This window comes from Pseudomonas sp. ChxA (genome assembly GCF_030263855.1).
GTDB classification, from domain to species: Bacteria; Pseudomonadota; Gammaproteobacteria; order Pseudomonadales; family Pseudomonadaceae; genus Aquipseudomonas; species Aquipseudomonas fluorescens_CB.
The window spans coordinates 5,014,411-5,030,835 of record NZ_JARPMK010000001.1; the positions used below are offsets into that span (position 1 = coordinate 5,014,411).

The 16,425-nt window shown below is 55.2% G+C and carries 19 protein-coding genes and 2 pseudogenes; 19 read left to right on the top strand and 2 right to left on the bottom strand.

Annotation, left to right across the window (positions count from 1 at the left end; all coding sequences use genetic code 11):
• The 4 genes and pseudogenes from P5706_RS22380 to P5706_RS22395 all read left to right on the top strand — a co-directional run bounded on the left by P5706_RS22380 (position 1) and on the right by P5706_RS22395 (position 3,919).
• Positions 1–756: pseudogene (locus P5706_RS22380) on the top strand (PFL_4669 family integrating conjugative element protein).
• On the top strand, positions 753–1,271 hold the full coding sequence (locus tag P5706_RS22385; RefSeq protein ID WP_060766760.1) for a DUF3158 family protein: 519 nt from the start codon (positions 753–755) through the stop codon (positions 1,269–1,271). Before P5706_RS22380 ends, P5706_RS22385 begins: the two are co-directional and overlap by 4 nt.
• Positions 1,268–1,723 (top strand): single-stranded DNA-binding protein, encoded by a 456-nt coding sequence (locus P5706_RS22390; protein ID WP_060766759.1) that lies wholly within the window; start codon positions 1,268–1,270, stop codon positions 1,721–1,723. The genes P5706_RS22385 and P5706_RS22390 overlap by 4 nt, the downstream gene beginning before the upstream one ends.
• A 228-nt stretch (positions 1,724–1,951) precedes the next feature.
• Entirely contained in the window at positions 1,952–3,919 is a 1,968-nt protein-coding gene (locus P5706_RS22395) for a DNA topoisomerase III (protein ID WP_060766758.1), read from the top strand.
• A 42-nt stretch (positions 3,920–3,961) separates the two neighbouring features.
• Here the strand turns inward: P5706_RS22395 and P5706_RS22400 are convergent, their stop codons facing one another.
• The gene (locus P5706_RS22400; RefSeq protein WP_060766757.1) at positions 3,962–4,219 is read right to left on the bottom strand and encodes a hypothetical protein; all 258 of its coding nucleotides are present in this window, start codon (positions 4,217–4,219) and stop codon (positions 3,962–3,964) included.
• A 208-nt stretch (positions 4,220–4,427) separates the two neighbouring features.
• On the opposite strand from P5706_RS22400, the gene P5706_RS22405 reads away from it, so the two are divergent.
• The 12 genes and pseudogenes from P5706_RS22405 to P5706_RS22460 all read left to right on the top strand — a co-directional run bounded on the left by P5706_RS22405 (position 4,428) and on the right by P5706_RS22460 (position 14,001).
• A complete protein-coding gene (locus P5706_RS22405) occupies positions 4,428–4,769 on the top strand; it encodes a helix-turn-helix domain-containing protein (RefSeq protein ID WP_003235829.1) in 342 nt (113 codons plus the stop codon).
• Between the two features lie 902 nt (positions 4,770–5,671).
• Positions 5,672–6,253 (top strand): STY4534 family ICE replication protein, encoded by a 582-nt coding sequence (locus P5706_RS22410; protein ID WP_060766756.1) that lies wholly within the window; start codon positions 5,672–5,674, stop codon positions 6,251–6,253.
• 71 nt (positions 6,254–6,324) lie between these two features.
• A complete protein-coding gene (locus P5706_RS22415) occupies positions 6,325–6,582 on the top strand; it encodes a hypothetical protein (RefSeq protein ID WP_080896004.1) in 258 nt (85 codons plus the stop codon).
• Positions 6,583–6,682: 100 nt separating this feature from the next.
• Positions 6,683–7,177 carry a RadC family protein gene (gene radC, locus P5706_RS22420; RefSeq protein ID WP_042558368.1) on the top strand — a complete coding sequence of 165 codons (495 nt, stop codon included), beginning with the start codon at positions 6,683–6,685 and terminating at the stop codon, positions 7,175–7,177.
• A gap of 52 nt (positions 7,178–7,229) precedes the next feature.
• Positions 7,230–7,988, top strand: a pseudogene (locus tag P5706_RS22425) (DUF5983 family protein).
• A 93-nt stretch (positions 7,989–8,081) separates the two neighbouring features.
• A complete protein-coding gene (gene pilL2 / locus P5706_RS22430) occupies positions 8,082–8,624 on the top strand; it encodes a PFGI-1 class ICE element type IV pilus protein PilL2 (protein ID WP_060766755.1) in 543 nt (180 codons plus the stop codon).
• A complete protein-coding gene (locus P5706_RS22435) occupies positions 8,621–9,292 on the top strand; it encodes a tropomyosin (protein ID WP_042558366.1) in 672 nt (223 codons plus the stop codon). The genes pilL2 and P5706_RS22435 overlap by 4 nt, the downstream gene beginning before the upstream one ends.
• A gap of 9 nt (positions 9,293–9,301) precedes the next feature.
• Positions 9,302–10,021, top strand: a complete 720-nt coding sequence (locus P5706_RS22440; RefSeq protein ID WP_060766754.1) for a TIGR03759 family integrating conjugative element protein — start codon at positions 9,302–9,304, stop codon at positions 10,019–10,021.
• A complete protein-coding gene (locus tag P5706_RS22445) occupies positions 10,003–10,551 on the top strand; it encodes a lysozyme family protein (protein ID WP_081088269.1) in 549 nt (182 codons plus the stop codon). The genes P5706_RS22440 and P5706_RS22445 overlap by 19 nt, the downstream gene beginning before the upstream one ends.
• Positions 10,548–11,063 (top strand): integrating conjugative element protein, encoded by a 516-nt coding sequence (locus tag P5706_RS22450; protein WP_060766753.1) that lies wholly within the window; start codon positions 10,548–10,550, stop codon positions 11,061–11,063. The genes P5706_RS22445 and P5706_RS22450 overlap by 4 nt, the downstream gene beginning before the upstream one ends.
• An 8-nt stretch (positions 11,064–11,071) precedes the next feature.
• The gene (gene traD, locus P5706_RS22455) at positions 11,072–13,177 is read left to right on the top strand and encodes a type IV conjugative transfer system coupling protein TraD (protein ID WP_060766752.1); all 2,106 of its coding nucleotides are present in this window, start codon (positions 11,072–11,074) and stop codon (positions 13,175–13,177) included.
• Between the two features lie 92 nt (positions 13,178–13,269).
• Positions 13,270–14,001, top strand: a complete 732-nt coding sequence (locus P5706_RS22460) for a TIGR03747 family integrating conjugative element membrane protein (protein WP_060766751.1) — start codon at positions 13,270–13,272, stop codon at positions 13,999–14,001.
• Between the two features lie 78 nt (positions 14,002–14,079).
• Here P5706_RS22460 and P5706_RS22465 read toward each other — a convergent pair whose 3' ends face one another.
• Positions 14,080–15,249, bottom strand: coding sequence for a hypothetical protein (locus tag P5706_RS22465; RefSeq protein ID WP_060766750.1), 1,170 nt, complete (start codon positions 15,247–15,249; stop codon positions 14,080–14,082).
• A gap of 210 nt (positions 15,250–15,459) precedes the next feature.
• Here P5706_RS22465 and P5706_RS22470 point away from each other — a divergent pair, with 210 nt between their 5' ends.
• The 3 genes from P5706_RS22470 to P5706_RS22480 are packed head-to-tail and all read left to right on the top strand — an operon-like array spanning position 15,460 to position 16,420.
• Positions 15,460–15,795 (top strand): integrative conjugative element protein, RAQPRD family, encoded by a 336-nt coding sequence (locus P5706_RS22470; RefSeq protein WP_060766749.1) that lies wholly within the window; start codon positions 15,460–15,462, stop codon positions 15,793–15,795.
• Entirely contained in the window at positions 15,792–16,031 is a 240-nt protein-coding gene (locus P5706_RS22475) for a TIGR03758 family integrating conjugative element protein (RefSeq protein WP_060766748.1), read from the top strand. The genes P5706_RS22470 and P5706_RS22475 overlap by 4 nt, the downstream gene beginning before the upstream one ends.
• A 17-nt stretch (positions 16,032–16,048) precedes the next feature.
• Positions 16,049–16,420, top strand: coding sequence for a TIGR03745 family integrating conjugative element membrane protein (locus P5706_RS22480; protein ID WP_058426013.1), 372 nt, complete (start codon positions 16,049–16,051; stop codon positions 16,418–16,420).
• Positions 16,421–16,425 lie beyond the last annotated feature (5 nt).

The window sequence follows — 16,425 nt, forward strand, 5'->3', positions numbered from 1 at the left end:
GTGGCCGATCACTACCAACTCAACCTGGGTTCATTGCGCAGCAGCATCACCCTGACCCTGCACACCCACCACGCCGCCCGTATCTGGCACGGTCGAGCCGCACGCGAAGGCGTCCACTCGATCATGGGCATGGCCGGCTACATCAGTGTCACCAACCTGATCAAACAAACCGCGGCCCAGGACGATCCCTATGCCGACTGGGCCATCGTGCAACTCGAAGAAAAACTGATGCAGGCCAAGGCTGGAATGCTGGAACTGACTCAACAGTTAGACCGAATAAGACAGGACCTGCCGACACAGATCGACATGGGGGACAACCTCAACATCCACCCCGTTACTTTGCCATTGTACATCGGTAGTCAGCTGGGTTTTCTAGCCGTCTACCTGCTGACCGATTACGACACGCTGGTACGCCATACCCTATTGGCCCATCACACCGCCTTGATCGGCCGAAGAGACATGGAAGCCTGGATCGACGACGGTGCTCACCTGTTACGCAGCCTGTTCGGTCAGGCACAACGTTATTGACATGCCGGCGTTACACGCGATGATATGGCCGCAAATAATGCCCGCGCCCTGGCGGCCGTGGAGAAGTATGGATTGCCCCCGATGGACATCCTTGAGGGTCATCGCCGTTCTCAGTTTGCACCGCCGATCATTCGCCGTGGTGCTGTAGCAGTGGATGACGCTGACGCTTTGGCAGAGGTAGTGGACGGTCCGTCTGCGAGCGTAGATGAGTCGGAGGCTGATGCATGAATCCCATGATCCCGATTCACCCAATGCCCTTCGAAGCGTTGACACCGGATGCCTATCGGCAGCTCGAACACGCTGCCTCCCTAAAAGGCCTTTTAAAACCTTTTAAGGGTAAGGGGGAGTTGGAGCACCTGGCGCAGGTGGCGAGGGAAATCGAGGCGCAGTTGTGTCGCCTGATGGAGGCTGTCGTGCAGCAAGCCGGGCAGCCGCCGTACTCGCTATTGAAGATACGATTGGTGCTGCAGAAGACCAGTGCGGGCAGCACCTTTTTGCGTTGGCGCACCCGTGATTTTTCTCGCATGGGTGTGGAGGTTTGGGAACGTCAGATCTCCAACAAAGCATTGCCGCAGATCGTACGAGAGGAATTGCACCGTTTCGAATGCGCGCGTATCGCACTAAACCTTCAGATGAGTGTGGTGCATTCGCTCTACCGCCAGGCCACGACCTGCGCGATCAAAATGGCCAGTGCCGAACAGTTGCTGCGCCAGTTCACACCCGCAGTGGAGAAAACACGATGAGTACTTTTTTCGTCGGCGAAGGCAATATCGGCAGTGCACCAGAGTTCCAGAAGTTCGCCTCAGGCAATGACGAGCCACGGCGTTTGCTACGGCTGAATGTGTACTTCGACAACCCCATACCACGCGAGGGCAGCTATGAAGATCGGGGCGGCTATTGGGCACCGGTTGAGCTCTGGCACCGTGAGGCTGAACACTGGAGCACGCTGTACCAGAAAGGCATGCGCGTGTTGGTCGAAGGTCGTACGGTGCGCGATGAGTGGGAGGACAGCGAAGACAATGCACGGGTGACCTTCAAGATCGAGGCCCGTCGAGTCGGAATCCTGCCTCACAGGGTAAACAGCGTGGTCATGCGGGAACGCTCCAGTGAACCGACGGCCGCTCAAAATACTGAGCAGGCCAGCTCGCCGACGTCGAAACCCAAGAAACACAGAGGGCAATCACCTAAGGCCTGAACGACTTCAGGCATAAAAATTGCGCCTTTGCGCGAGGTTCCAGGCCTGCCATTGCTCGCTGCTCATGAAGCCCCCCACCCAGCTACGAACGCTCCAATAAGGTAACAGCTTCAGCTCATTCAAGGCCGCCCTCACCGACTAATATGAGGAACCTGCCATTCAGGTTTCTCATATCTCGCCCCTGCTAATTCGAACAACGCTGCTCCGAACTCAATCCGGAGTAGTTATATGCGCCTCTTCTTCTGCGAAAAACCTTCCCAGGGTCGTGACATCGCCAAGGTTCTCGGAGCCACTCGGCGTGGCGATGGTTGCCTGATCGGCCCCGAGACAACTGTCACATGGTGTATCGGCCACCTACTGGAGACGGCCCCGCCTGAAGCCTACGGCACTCAATACAAGAACTGGTCGTTGGATCATCTACCGATCATTCCGGCGCAGTGGCAAGTGGAGGTCAAACCCAAGACTGCCGCGCAGTTCAAAATCATCAAACGCCTGCTCAGCGAAGCCACCACCGTTGTCATCGCAACCGACGCCGACCGCGAAGGTGAGATGATTGCCCGCGAATTATTGGAGCTCTGCCAGTACCGAGGCACTGTTCAGCGCCTCTGGCTGTCCGCACTCAACGAAGCATCGATTCGCAGGGCACTGACCTCGCTGAAGTCTGGTCAGGAGACCTTCCCGCTCTATCACTCGGCCCTCGCCCGTAGCCGGGCCGACTGGCTGATCGGCATGAACCTCAGTCGTTTGTTTACCCTTCTTGGTCGGCGGGCAGGCTACGACGGCGTTTTGTCAGTGGGGCGCGTCCAGACACCCACCTTACGTCTGGTGGTCGATAGGGATCGTGCGATTGCCGGCTTCGTCCCGGTGCCTTACTGGAACATTGAGGTACACCTATCGTCGATGGGCCAGCGATTCATCGCGTCGTGGTTACCGCCATGCTCAGGACGGGACGAGTCGGGGCGTTGCCTACAACAAGTGCTTGCCCATCACGCGGTCCAAACAATCACCGACGAGAAGTCCGCCACGGTACTCTCGTTACATACTGAGCATTTCCGAGAACCGCCGCCCCTGCCCTACGACCTAAGCACGTTGCAGGAAGTCTGCTCGCGTAAGCTGGGGCTCGGCGTCCAGGAAACCCTGAACATCGCCCAAGCCCTGTATGAAACCCACAAAGCCACCACCTACCCGCGCAGCGATTGCCGCTATTTGCCAGAGAATATGTTCAACGAGGCTTCCGCGGTACTCGACGCCCTGCTCAAAACGGATCCTGCACTCAGACCTGCATTCGAGGACCTCGATCAATCATTGCGCTCCCGCGCATGGAACAATGCCAAGGTCACTGCGCACCACGGCATCATCCCCACCACCGAACCGGCAAACTTGGTGCGGATGTCCGAACAAGAACGCCATGTCTACGAACTGATCCGTAGCCACTACCTAGCGCAGTTTCTTCCGCATCACGAGTTTGATCGGACCCAGGTCGAATTGGCGTGTGGCGAAGAACGATTGACCGCTGTGGGCAAACTGATCTTAGTCCAGGGCTGGAAAAGCTCGCTCTCCGAAAACACCGAGGAGGATGAGCCCAGTCACAAATCCCAAGTCTTACCCATCTTGCAACAGGGCACGCAGTGCGCAGTGGAAAATGTCGAACTCAAATCCATGCGAACTGCCGCTCCTAAACCTCTCACCGAGGGTGATCTGATCAAGGCGATGAAAAACGTCGCCAAGCTTGTCAACGACCCACGCCTGAAACAGAAACTTCGGGACACCACCGGTATCGGAACCGAAGCCACACGAGCCGGCATTATCAAAGGGTTAATTGATCGCGGTTATTTGCTGAAGAAAAAACGCGCCTTAATGGCAACGGCGGCGGCCCATACCCTGATCGAGGCGGTGCCCGCTGCAGTTGCGGATCCTGGCATGACTGCGATTTGGGAGCAGGCTCTTGACGAAATCGAAGCGGGACGCCTGACCTTGGATGCGTTCGTCGCAAAGCAGGCGAAATGGATTTCGCAGCTGGTCGAACATTGTGGTGCGCTCACCTTGTCGATAACGGACAAAGCCGGACCAACCTGCCACATTTGCAATGCCTCAATGATCAAGCGGAAGGGCAAATCTGGGCCGTTCTGGTCATGCTCGCAGTATCCGAACTGCAAGGGCACTACGCAGTTCAGAAAAGAGACGCGCCGCCCATGACAGTTCGATTGAGATCAACATGAAGTTAGGGTGGTGCACAGCTCAGTGCATCATCAGCGGCGCCTGATCCCGCTCCAAGTCGATCAAAGGTTGTCCGACTTCACGGGCCAAAGCGATGCCTGTCGAAATCCATATCTGCCCCAGTTCGTTGAAGGCTTTTAGGTGGGCAGGATCTTCGTTGAGCCAATGAACAAGTCGTTCGAAGTATTCGGGATTATCCGGGCAATCATGAATCTTGATGAACAGCTCCAGTGTTCGATCCCAAATTAAATCCATGACGTCCTTTCTCTCATCTTCCATGCTCAACCATCCCTCAACTTGGTCCTGTCAGACCGTCGTTCTTAATAACCACTCTGGACTCTGATCCCTGGAGGGACAGAAACCACGTCGCGATATAAAGCTGTTTCAGTCACTATAACAACCCAATGAGTCGATACTCAACCCTTAAGGATGTTCATGTCAACGGGTCTTTGCTCAACCATTCGGGTTGAACTGGAGAACTCATCACTTGGCACATAAACATCCAACCCAAGCCCAAATCGGGCGCATGATCGCGAAGCACCGCAGCGAGCGTAATCTGACCCAGGAAGAGGTGGCTGAACGTTTAGGGATCGGTAGCGAAGCCATCTCGCGCCTGGAGCGGGGTGTAGTGGAGCTTTCAGTGGTCAAGCTGATGCAACTGGCTGATATTTTCGATTGCCGGATGGACGAACTCCTGACGGCCTCGAGTAATCGCCCCAATGACCAGGGTCAGATGATCGCGGGTCTGCTGAGTGGACTGAAGGAAAGCGACCGTGCCTTTATCTTGGCAACCGTCGAACAATTAGCCGCACATCTCGGCAGTAAGTAACCTCTTTCATCGGGTTCAACGTAGCGTCTTATGAAGGGGGCCTGCAGGCTTGACGTCGTGTTGACCTCTCTGCTGTAGTAGCTTTGGATAACCGCCAACGGCGACCCAAGACCGATTAGCTCCGGGCAGTTCGGTCAAACTCTTCGAGTTCGGAGCCTTCTATTCTGCGGAATTTAATTCCGGTTTTTTGCTCGACCTGATTGTGGTGGCGGATGACCACTGTTGCCTCTATCTGGCAATAGCGGTCATCCGCTTCTACGATCGTATTCAGTCCCGGAGCCCACCGGGGAACCAAGGGGCACCCTTTGTGCGCGGATGCGTGCCAACACGTTCCGACCCAGGCCACGACAAGGGTCGGTTGACGAATCATTACGCAGTTCAACCAAGTTTTGCGAGGAGCTTGACGACTGCGTAAGACCGTCAGAGGTGGCTTTTCTGTTCCTCGCCTGACGCCCCGTCGGGCCTACTCTTCATTTTGTTCATGCCAGTGAATACCACTGTAATCCAGGCGTAAAAAATCGGGTTGCAGCGTCTTGACGCTCCCCTGTGACAGGCTTATACAAAGGGCGTGGTTCGCTGTCGTTGACAGCCCAGCCCAGGTAGCCAAAACCTTCAAGGCTACGCCACGTTCGTGGTGGTTTACCCAAGTGCGATTAGCGTTCGGAAGCTCGCGCGGTTGCCGCTTCAGCGGTGATGAATGCCGACTACTCCATGCTTGCGGATTACCACCGCAGACGTTCCTCTGCTACACAGCTATTCCCCCAGAAGCATCATTCTGATGGTCATCGGCTTGCCGGTGACGAGTCGTTCATAACTCGCCTTCATCTTACCCACCCTGACGGGGCTCACTTCCCTGTCAGGGAATGTGCGTCGCCGTTTTCCCTTGAAACAGGAGAACCACCATGGCCTACGCCAACCAACCCCAAGAAGCGACCTCTTACTTCAACCTGCACACCGTCGGTATCGGCTACCTCAACCGTGTTCGTGAAGTACAGGTCCGCCGCGGCCAGCCATTCATGGCCTGCGATATCGCAGCCTTGCATGGTGCCTCCGATGCAGTGGAGTACACCCGCTTTGATTGCAAAGTCGCTGGTGGCGAAGCTGACCGCTTGATTCGTCTCTATATGGACGCCGTCAAAGCCGAGAAAAAGGTCTTGCTGTCGTTCCGTATTGGTGACCTGTGGATCGACCCATTTCTCTATGAGAAAGGCGATAAACAAGGCCAACCTGGCGCCAGCCTGAAAGGTCGTTTGCTGTTCATCGACTGGATCAAGGTCAATGGCAAGTTCGAATACAAAGCGCCCGCCAGGCAGGAAGCAACAGCACCTGCTGAGCAAGCGCCAAACCGTGAGCCGTCCCCAACTTCGGCTGATGCCGAAGCTGAGGATACCGACAACCCTACAGACTCCAGGATTGAACCGGAATCTCCAACCACTCCCCGCACGGCCCGCCGTGTCGCCACACGTGCTGTTCAGTCCGCCTGAACAATCCCTGATGTTTTACATCAAGGCGCTCAATCGAGCGCCTTTTCTTCAACCAGCACAGGAGAACCTATATGGAATCCTTCTGGCTTTGCGACGACTGCCTGTTCGGTGCGGCTTACGAGGACTACAGCACGTTATCGCTGTATTACTCGCCAGATGAGACCGAACAACGTATCGCCGCGATACACCGGGGGCTGGTTCGCTTATTGCCCATCAGTGCCGACTTCGATCCCGAAACCGGCTGGGGAATAAGATCCTTTTCTCCATTGCCTTGCGACGGTTGTGGTTCACCTCTGCACGGTCAACGCCACCGATACACTCGGCTGTAAACCCTACATCACCTGCAAACGCCTGCAACTCCACACCCACCCTGGGGAAACCACTCCCCTCGGGCGTGTACCCCTGATTATTCCATTCGGAGGTAGCGCCATGAACACCCCACTCACACTGATTGAGACCTCGGATTTCGAGGCTGATCGCATTATCCAAGAAAACCAGCTGATCGACGAAGCGCTGCATATTCTGGATCGTCGACTGTTCAACCGCGGTCCTAAACTGACGTCACCTGAAACCGTGACCTCTTACCTAAAACTGCAGCTTACACAACAAGAACATGAAGTCTTTGGTGTGATTTTTTTTGACGCCCAGCACCGGGTGCTGGCGTTTGAAATCCTCTTTCACGGCAGCATTGATAGCGCCAGCGTTTACCCCCGCCAAGTCGTTAAGCGTTCCCTCGCGCATAACGCTGCAGCCGTCATTTTTGTTCACAACCACCCCTCAGGGTGTACAGAGCCCAGCCAGGCGGACCGTGTTTTGACCGTACGGCTGAAAGAGGCCTTGGCCTTGATCGACGTGTGCGTACTGGATCACTTTATCGTAGGTGAAGGTCGCCCGCTCTCCCTTGCCGAATACGGATGGCTTTAAACCTCACAGGCGCCTACGGGCGCCTCGTTTATTTTCATTCTGGAGCACGCTCATGAACCCCACACACCAAGCACCCACCCTGCTGATCGCCTCAAATCCATTTACTCGGGGCTACGACAAACTTTATATCGAACGGTTGTTACTGATCTTCTACGAGGATGGCTGTCCTCCCTGCTTTCGGCCTATGCACGACTCCCAGGAGCATCTGTCCGACGATACGTTGCAACTGGTCCCCTGCATCTTCAATGATGATTTCGCCTTGATCAGCGAAGGCCAATCCATTCTGAATGAATTGGATGGTTGCTGCCCGTCCAACGGACTAGTGCACTAGGTGGTCTATGCCGTAATAGGCTAAGTGTTCAACGCGCAGTGCCACGTCGCGGACTTTGACTCCTTGGAAGAAGCCAAGTCCGTGGTCCATCGTTTGAGTTTCGAGACTGGACGCTACAGCCGAGCTTGGGAGATCAGTACCGCACACCTCACTGAAGAAGCATTGCGCTACTTGGAACGCGGGGCGGACTATTTCGACTCTAGCCCAACCGGGCTGCTGTTCGAACCCTTTGTCCTGAAAGACTGCAATGGCGTCGGGTGTAAGCTGATCGGCACGCCCTGGACAGACGATAACCTGATAAAAATCGAGGGCTGTTCTTACTCATCGCTGAGGCAAGAGCAACTCGATGCTAGTACGCCGGCAGCCTTGGTCAACGTACTGTATATGGCGGCATTGGCGGATGTGCGATTGTTGATCTTCGACCCCGACGCTGCTGTCTTGGATGGACTAGCTATCTATGATGCAGAGCAAAGTATTTAGCGTTAACACGACCTGCCATAAATCGGATTTCTCACTGAATCGATCCTTCACCTCATGTCAGGTTCTGTACTGAATCTGACATGAGGTTTTTTTATGGAGCGTTTTTTTACGCCTGTCTGCCTGCTGTTTTTTTTGAGTGCCTGCAGCGCGCAAATTTCCACCCCATTGCCGACTAATCCAAAGATCGACAGTGGCTCCAATCGGACCCAATTATCAAGGAGCCCGGCCGAAGCAAACCATCCGGCGGAGATCCGTTATGGTCGCTATACCCTGGTGAGCACAGAGCCCACTACGGAGCAACGTGATCTTCTCGCTCAAATAATTGATTTGAGCATACCGTCCAACCTTAATCCCTCGGTAGAGGAGGCGATGCATTACGTGCTGCAGCGCTCGGGTTATTCGCTCTGCCCTACCACCGAACCAGTAAAGACACTTTTCACTCGGCCTCTGCCTGCAGCCCATTACCGACTCGGCCCGATTGCGTTACGCAGCGCACTACAGGTACTGGCTGGCTCCTCCTGGCAACTCACGACCGATGAGGTCAGCCGTTCGGTCTGCTTCGAACAGCAGAAAGCTGATGTCGGCATCGTGCGGGCTACACCAGACTCGTCCCATCAGGCGGAGGCACGTCCATGAAAGCCTCGACGTTTCAAACCATAATTGTTGGCTTACTTTGCCTGGCAGTCGCCGGGCTGAGCGGCGGTTTGTTTAACCAGTATCAGCGCATGGCCGAGCTACAGAGTACGAACACCCAGCGCTTCCAAACTTTGGACACCTTGCAACGTGATTTAAGCGCGCTCAGGGACGCACAGGAGAAACTGCAGTACTCGCTGAAAGACCTGAAGCAGATGGTCGATACAGGTGAGCAACAGGCCAATACCCTCGATCCGATGCTGGATCAGTGGGCGCAAGAGATACAGGAGATGCGCGACGGTCTGGCAGAGCGCGCCACAGTGAAAGATCTGACAGCTCTAAGCGGACGCTTTGAGCACGTCGAACAGCAGCTACTGGAGCTCAAGACTCAGCCTTCCCTACCACCGCCAACCTCTTCCGCGAACAAGCCGAAAAAGACGGCTCCCCCAAAACCCGTCCCACTATCGCCACCGTTCTCGGTGTTGGGTGTCGAGTCCCGCGGAGGTGAGCGCTTTTTGGCAGTCGCACCTCATGACAGTAGCTCTCTCATAGATGTTCGGCTGCTGCATGCCGGCGAGCAGTTCGGAGCCTGGCACCTGAAAGTGCTGGAGCCGCACTCAGCCATCTTCTCGGTGGTCGCTCAGCCAGACCAGACCGTGCAACTCCCTTGAGAAGCGATCATGAACAGAGCGCCACTACTCCCCGTCGTCTGTCTCGCGTCGCTGCTGGCCATAGGCGATGCGATGGGCACGCCTGTCACGACACCGTCGCGGATCCAGGACACACAATCCATTCCGCTGGGACGCTTGCACGCTGAACAGGCTGCAAGCTGGGGTCTGACGGAGCAGGAGTGGACGCGCTTCGAGCAGATCCAAACCGGCCCACGTGGTTTCTGGAGCCCGAAGCTCGATCCCTTGACCGCCCTAGGGGTTGAGGCCCAGACCGACCAAGAGCGCCAGCGCTATGCTGAATTACAGGTAGCACTGGAAGCCAAACGCGCCGAGCGTGAATTGGCCTACCAAAACGCTTACACCGCGGCCTGGACCAAGCTGTTTCCTGGCCAGCTACCGATCCAGGGCATGGCATCTTCTTCCCCTACCAGCTCATCAGTCGCCCCGCGCCCAGCCCTTTTTGTAGAGGACCACTGCCCTGCATGCACCGCTGAAGCACAACGTTTGCAGAACAGTGACACGGCGTTCGATATCTACCTAGTGGGCAGCCAAGGCCAAGATGAACGCGTCCGCAGTTGGGCTCGGCAAGCGGACATCGATCCGGCTAAGGTTCAACGCGGGCAGATCACCCTGAACCATGACCGTGGTCGATGGTTCAGCCTGGGGGCTCCGGGGCCATTGCCCGCCACATTTCAACAGGTGAATGGACAATGGCAACGTCTCGATTGATTTCTATTGCGCTCCTGCTGACGGTGCACACGGTTCGGGCTAACGAACTTCCGCCTCCGGCTTATCAACTGGCGGCGCATGACGCCAACATCCCTTCTACGGTGTTGTTCGCGATTGCCTTACAGGAGAGCGGTATTCGCGTCCGTGGTCGACTGCTGCCGTGGCCTTGGACCCTAAATATCGCCGGAACACCCTACCGTTTCCCCACTCGCCAGGCCGCATGTCACGCCTTGCTCCAGGCGCTCACACAATATGACGCTAAACGGGTCGACGCCGGACTTGGGCAAACCAACCTGGGTTATCACGGACAACGTTTTTCCAGTCCCTGCGAAGCTCTCGAACCCTACCGCAATCTAGCTGTGACTGCCGCCCTGCTGCAAGAGCATCACGCCGTCACCGGTGACTGGGTTTCAGCCGCTGGGCGTTATCACCGCCCTGCGGGAGGTTTACCCGCCGCGCGCTACCGCGATGGATTCTCCCGGCAACTCGCACGGCTACAAGCTTCCGCTGAACAAGGCACACCACCATGAAACGAATTCCTACTGCCTATTACTTCTCCCTGCTCTTGGCTGCTTTCGCCCAGTCGAAACAATCCGTTGCAGAGGACCAGTTTGGCGGCTTCACCCGTCCCCATCTTCAAGTTGCTAGGCCGCCCATAAACAGCAATCTCCAGCCTGGTCGCGCCATGCATGCGGACTTGTCCACATTTGCCGATGAAACCTGGATATTACCCGTTCGCAGCTCCCTCTTGAGCCCCGGCCAAATCACGTCTCGCGCCCTAAACATGCCGGGCTTACGGCCATTTTTCCTGGTGGGTGAGGATACCCAATCACTGGCTTGGTTGCGTCAACGCGCGACTGAGCTGCAGGAAATCGGCGCGGCTGGCCTTGCCGTCGAAGTGGCCGATACCGGAGCCTTGGCTCGGATCCGAGCAGCCGCTCCTAGTGTCACCATCCTACCGGTCAACGGTAACGACATCGCCACCCGCCTGCAGATTGAGCATTACCCTGTCTTGATCACTGCCACATCATTGGAGCAGTGAGTAAGGTCATGGCCGAGCATACGATGGAGTCCAAGCTCCGTCCCGCGGTAGAGCTTTACACGGTAGCAATTTGCATCGCTGCCGCAGTACTGTGCGTGTACTCGCCCTGGGCTGTGGCCCTGTCACCCGAGATCGGGCTGGTTGCGGCGCTGGCCTATACCCTATTCGGCCTGATCCGCCTGCGACAAGCATGGGAGGTGTTGCGCTACCGGCGCAATATCCGTCGGCTATCCCGCTACGAGCTGACCAGTCGGCAGATTCCGGTCAGTTGTAAGCGTCTGTTCATGGGCCGCGGGTTTCGCTGGACCCGCCTGCATACCCAGCGCTTGGTCGAGGCTCAGGATCCAGCGGTCGCACGTTATGTCGACCAACCGACCCGCTATCGTATGGCCCGTGGACTCGAACGGTCCCTTGAGCATGCACCGTTTCCGCTCTCGATATTGTCCCGTGTCACCGCCTGGGACAGTGCCTTCAATCCGTTGCGCCCTTTACCACCGGTAGGAGGCTCGCCACTGCTGCATGGGGTCGAGCCCGATGAAACGGAAGTCAGTCTGCCTCTGGGCGAACGGGTCGGTCACACCCTGGTGCTGGGCACGACCCGCGTCGGCAAGACGCGACTCGCCGAGGTGTACATCACCCAGGACATTCACCGCATTGAACATGAGGTAGTGATTGTCTTCGACCCGAAGGGCGATGCCGACTTGCTCAAGCGCATGTACGTCGAAGCCAAACGTGCCGGACGGGAGAAAGAGTTTTATGTCTTCCATCTGGGCTGGCCAGAAATCTCCGCCCGCTACAACGCGGTGGGACGTTTCGGACGTATTTCTGAGGTGGCATCTCGCATTGCTGGGCAGCTCAGTGGTGAAGGTAACTCCGCGGCCTTCCGTGAGTTCGCCTGGCGTTTCGTCAACATCATTGCCCGGGCTTTGATCGAATTGGGCCGGCGTCCGGACTACCTGCAGATCCAGCGGCATGTGGTCAACATCGATGCGCTGTTCATCGAATACGCCCAGCAGTTTTTCGCCAAGACCGAACCGAAGGCGTGGGAAGTGATCGTCCAGCTCGAAGGCAAGCTCACCGAGAAGAACATTCCCCGGCATATGATAGGACGCGAAAAGCGGGTGGTGGCCATCGAGCAATACCTGGCGGTGAAGCGTGTATTTGATCCGGTAATGGACGGACTGCGTTCAGCGGTGCGCTACGACCGCACTTACTTCGACAAAATCGTGGCCTCGCTACTGCCGCTGCTGGAGAAACTCACCACCGGCAAGACCGCTCAGTTACTGGCTCCCAACTACACCGACCTGGATGACCCGCGGCCGATCTTCGACTGGATGCAGATCATCCGAAAACGCGGAATCGTCTACGTTGGCCTGGATGCGCTGACTGATGCCGAAGTGGCCGCCGCCGTGGGCAATTCAATGTTCGCCGACTTGGTCTCGGTCGCGGGTCATATCTACAAGCATGGCATTGACCATGGGCTGCCTCAATCTGGCAACGCTGGTGACAAACTGCCAATCAACCTGCATGCCGATGAGTTCAACGAGTTGATGGGCGATGAGTTCATTCCGCTGATCAACAAAGGGGGCGGTGCCGGTATCCAGGTAACCGCCTACACCCAAACCCTCAGCGATATCGAAGCACGTATAGGCAACCGCGCCAAGGCCGGCCAGGTGGTGGGCAATTTCAACACCCTACAGATGCTGCGGGTGCGCGAAACCGCAACCGCGGAACTGCTCACCCAGCAGTTGCCCAAGGTTAATGTGCTGACCAAGACCCTGGTCTCGGGCGCGACCGACACCTCCGATCCGGAGGCCAACACGGACTTCACCTCGTCCTCACAGGACCGTGTCAGCAGCACCAGCGTGCCGCTGATCGAGCCTGCTCACATCGTCAGTTTGCCCAAGGGGCAAATGTTCTCCTTCCAGGCCGGGGGCCAACTCTGGAAAGTCCGCATGCCCTTACCTAAGCCCTCCAACGACGATGCCATGCCCAATGACCTGAAGGAGCTTACCCAGCGGATGCGGGCAACTTACAACGAACAGCCGGGCCAATGGTGGAGTGCGAGCGGTGGCGGTCCAACAACAAACTGCGATCTGGATCAGGTTAAGTAACCCGGCCCTGTCATAGGTTTCGATTCAGCAAACACGTATTCGGCAGGCGTCGTGCCCACATCAACTATGCAACTCGCAATATGGAGTGAACGATGGCGACTTCCGCCCAGAACACGTCGCCACAACCGATCCAGCGCCCGGGATTAATCGTCTCGGCAATCGGCTTGGTTTTACGCATCATCGGTATGCTGATCGCCTCGTTGCTGTTTTCGATCCTCGTCGAATTCGCCGGTTTGCTGCTGTTCTGGGGTGATCAGGGTTGGCGGCACAGCCAAGCCATGCTGACCAACGAACTAGGTTGGCTGAGCGAGCACTTCAAATCGTCACTCATCCTCCAACAACCCGGACAGACGATTGTCCAGTGGCTGGATCTCCTCAATCAGTGGCTGCTGGTCAAGACTGGCTTTGCGGATTTTGCCCAGCTGGCGCGGGTATCGAGCCAGGGCAACGGCTTCTGGAGCTGGATCAACCAGATCTACGTAAGCATTGAGGACTTCGTACTGGCCGCAGTTTATGTGATCTTTACCTTCGTGGTGCGCCTGACCATTCTGGTCCTGGCCGCCCCCCTGTTTCTGATGGCCATGTTTACTGGTTTTATCGATGGTCTGATACGCCGCGACCTGCGCAAATTTGGCGCAGGTCGGGAAAGTAGTTTTATTTATCACCGTGCAAAACGGACTGTGGTACCGCTATTGACTCTACCCTGGATCGTTTACCTATCATTACCCATTACACTCAATCCGCCGGCCGTTTTTATCCCTTGCGCCGTGATACTCGGGGCAGCCACCGCATTGACAACAACCACATTCAAAAAATACATCTAAACAAATCACCTGAAGCTCAACCAAGGAACTAGAAGAATTCCTATCCAAGAGAGCCAAAAAGCTAGAATGATATGCCACTTAGCAAGCTCTCAGCTTTATGAGAAACCAGCATTTAAAAAATATTACTCTCATTGCGCGCAACAACCACGAGCGCGACTTCATGTTACCCTCTCCTATTATTGATAATGACGCTGTTGCGGCCTTGCCGCCCGCAAGAAAAGAAATAATACAAAAGAGAAAATACTTCAAATTTTCGTGCTCGCGACTCAGCTTAACCTTATCCACTAACCTTCCAAGTTTTTCATAGAGCTTACGTACACGCTCCCCATGGGCAGTCAGTGGAATGTAATCTTTGCTCCCAAACTCCTGACTATTTATCATTAGATGAGAAGGTGTTTCATGGCACGCGCCGCTATTATTGGCACGAGAGCAAAAATAAGCATTTATCCTGGCTATGGCATCGGGGCCTGGTAATGATTGCAACCAGGAATCTCCGTAGCGTCTCAATTCCGGTTCATCTCCGACGCTATTGATCGATAATATCGAATACACTTTGACAGCGGATTTGCAGACTGCATTTTCAGCCCCTGAAAATGAGGTATCGGTTAGACAGCTCTCCTTCAAATCTTGATACCGATCTTTATAAAACCGCAAATAGTCACCCAGCAATTTATTAGTATCTACCATTTGGTCACGATCAAACTTTGCTTGGGAGTCAACCACCAAATACATGCATCCCACCAGGCTTAGCATGCACCACAGATGGTCATAGCCATGCTTAAACTTCGGACTCTTAAAAAAATTCGCAAAAATTAAAATAATCGACCAACCCAAGACAAATGCAATTAAAAAATTTATTCCACTGCTCCAAAAGCCACCTATATAACCCGCCCCCAGATTAAAGTCCTCAGGAATAAGCAACCACCAACTCGGTGCGAACCCGACCAGTGATAAAAACCCAGGAAAAAGCACGATCAACAATCCCGCCGTGCCCGGCTTACGCCCTAGAACATAAGCCCCTCTGACAAATACAAGGCCCACCAAAACAAGAAACATAAAAAAAAACAAAGAAATTATTTTTACGCCCGCAACAGGACTAAGATTCAACAGCGGGTACGGTATACCTGGCTCGTATATATCATTAAAATAACCAAACCAACCGATTCCTTCTAGGTTCTGTGCCACCCCGTAAGAGGCAATGAAAGATATCCAATAATATGGTTTTATAAACAGATAAAGCCATTGCATAAAAACTGCTCCCTAAAAAACAACCTCATGTTCAAAACTGAGGGGGTAGCCCCTCGGTGTAACCCTACCGTCGGCGCATGTGGACCGCGCCAATCAAGAATACCCAAGAGGTCAATCGCCCTCAAAAACGATTGTCTCTGCTTCAATTTTCCTAGGGATTTAACTGGTCATTTTCACAATCCTGAACGTGAGAATCCAGAGCTGATCGCCATGCTTACGCACTTCATCCCCCGCCTTCTGATTTCCATATTGTTGGTAGCGTGCAGCTGCGCCAACGCAACACCCAGTCAAGAACCGGTTGATATGGAGCTCATCCAAAAACAGCTTGAGGTTACTGAGCACATCGCGAATCGCGCAAATACAACCAATACGCCAGAGACGTCCATACGATATCGCTTTGACTATCTCCGTCTAATTCATGACATCCAGCGTATCCGCCACGGTGTACAGGATTATCTCTCCCCTTCTCGCGCTCAACCCCGCGACCCCACTGAATTAGTCGGCAATTATCGCCTCGACACCTCGTCCGAGAAACCCTCGCCATGAGCATGACGGACGCGCAGACCGCTGCCTTCCAAAACGCCTCCGGCTTTTCGGCGCAAGGCAGTTCGATGCTTTGGATCTCCATGGTTTTGGTCCTGGCTTTGCTCTGGTGTGCCTGGGTGATGTGGACGGCTTACCGGGGCTGGGCGACAGGAAGCGTGCGCTTTGGTGCCTTTGGCGGCAGCGTTGCGCGCGTACTGCTCACCTTGCTGATTTTGATGTTCTTCACCCTGTCCTAATATCGGAGATCGCCATCATGCTCAAGTGCCTTGTCCCCCTTAAAAACAACCTGCGTGATCGTGCAAGCCAACGCTTAATAGGTCTGCTGCTTGTCCTTGGTCCAGGCCTAGCTTTTGCCGAGCTACCGACCATGGAGGCGCCGTCCCGAGGCGAAGGTTCCGGATTGATCGAGACGATCAAAAACTACGCCTACGACGGCGGCATTCTGCTCGGTCTACTGATTGCCCTGCTCGCGTTTCTCGGCGTGGCTTGGCATTCCCTGACTGTATTCGCCGATGTCCAAAACCAGCGCAAGACCTGGAAAGACCTCGGCGCGGTAGTCGGTATCGGCGCCCTGTTGGTGGTGATCATCATCTGGTTTCTCACCAAGGCTGCCGCGATTCTGTGAGGTTG

Bases quoted from the DNA above. Each gene is read 5' to 3' on its own strand.
- P5706_RS22385 (WP_060766760.1), top strand. From the start codon at position 753: ATGAATCCCATGATCCCGATTCACCCAATGCCCTTCGAAGCGTTGACA.
- P5706_RS22470 (WP_060766749.1), top strand. From the start codon at position 15,460: ATGCTTACGCACTTCATCCCCCGCCTTCTGATTTCCATATTGTTGGTA.
- P5706_RS22440 (WP_060766754.1), top strand. From the start codon at position 9,302: ATGAACAGAGCGCCACTACTCCCCGTCGTCTGTCTCGCGTCGCTGCTG.
- P5706_RS22465 (WP_060766750.1), bottom strand. From the start codon at position 15,249: ATGCAATGGCTTTATCTGTTTATAAAACCATATTATTGGATATCTTTC.
- P5706_RS22480 (WP_058426013.1), top strand. From the start codon at position 16,049: ATGCTCAAGTGCCTTGTCCCCCTTAAAAACAACCTGCGTGATCGTGCA.
- P5706_RS22445 (WP_081088269.1), top strand. From the start codon at position 10,003: ATGGCAACGTCTCGATTGATTTCTATTGCGCTCCTGCTGACGGTGCAC.
- P5706_RS22450 (WP_060766753.1), top strand. From the start codon at position 10,548: ATGAAACGAATTCCTACTGCCTATTACTTCTCCCTGCTCTTGGCTGCT.
- traD (WP_060766752.1), top strand. From the start codon at position 11,072: ATGGCCGAGCATACGATGGAGTCCAAGCTCCGTCCCGCGGTAGAGCTT.
- radC (WP_042558368.1), top strand. From the start codon at position 6,683: ATGAACACCCCACTCACACTGATTGAGACCTCGGATTTCGAGGCTGAT.
- pilL2 (WP_060766755.1), top strand. From the start codon at position 8,082: ATGGAGCGTTTTTTTACGCCTGTCTGCCTGCTGTTTTTTTTGAGTGCC.
- P5706_RS22410 (WP_060766756.1), top strand. From the start codon at position 5,672: ATGGCCTACGCCAACCAACCCCAAGAAGCGACCTCTTACTTCAACCTG.
- P5706_RS22400 (WP_060766757.1), bottom strand. From the start codon at position 4,219: ATGGAAGATGAGAGAAAGGACGTCATGGATTTAATTTGGGATCGAACA.
- P5706_RS22390 (WP_060766759.1), top strand. From the start codon at position 1,268: ATGAGTACTTTTTTCGTCGGCGAAGGCAATATCGGCAGTGCACCAGAG.
- P5706_RS22475 (WP_060766748.1), top strand. From the start codon at position 15,792: ATGAGCATGACGGACGCGCAGACCGCTGCCTTCCAAAACGCCTCCGGC.
- P5706_RS22415 (WP_080896004.1), top strand. From the start codon at position 6,325: ATGGAATCCTTCTGGCTTTGCGACGACTGCCTGTTCGGTGCGGCTTAC.
- P5706_RS22460 (WP_060766751.1), top strand. From the start codon at position 13,270: ATGGCGACTTCCGCCCAGAACACGTCGCCACAACCGATCCAGCGCCCG.
- P5706_RS22435 (WP_042558366.1), top strand. From the start codon at position 8,621: ATGAAAGCCTCGACGTTTCAAACCATAATTGTTGGCTTACTTTGCCTG.
- P5706_RS22395 (WP_060766758.1), top strand. From the start codon at position 1,952: ATGCGCCTCTTCTTCTGCGAAAAACCTTCCCAGGGTCGTGACATCGCC.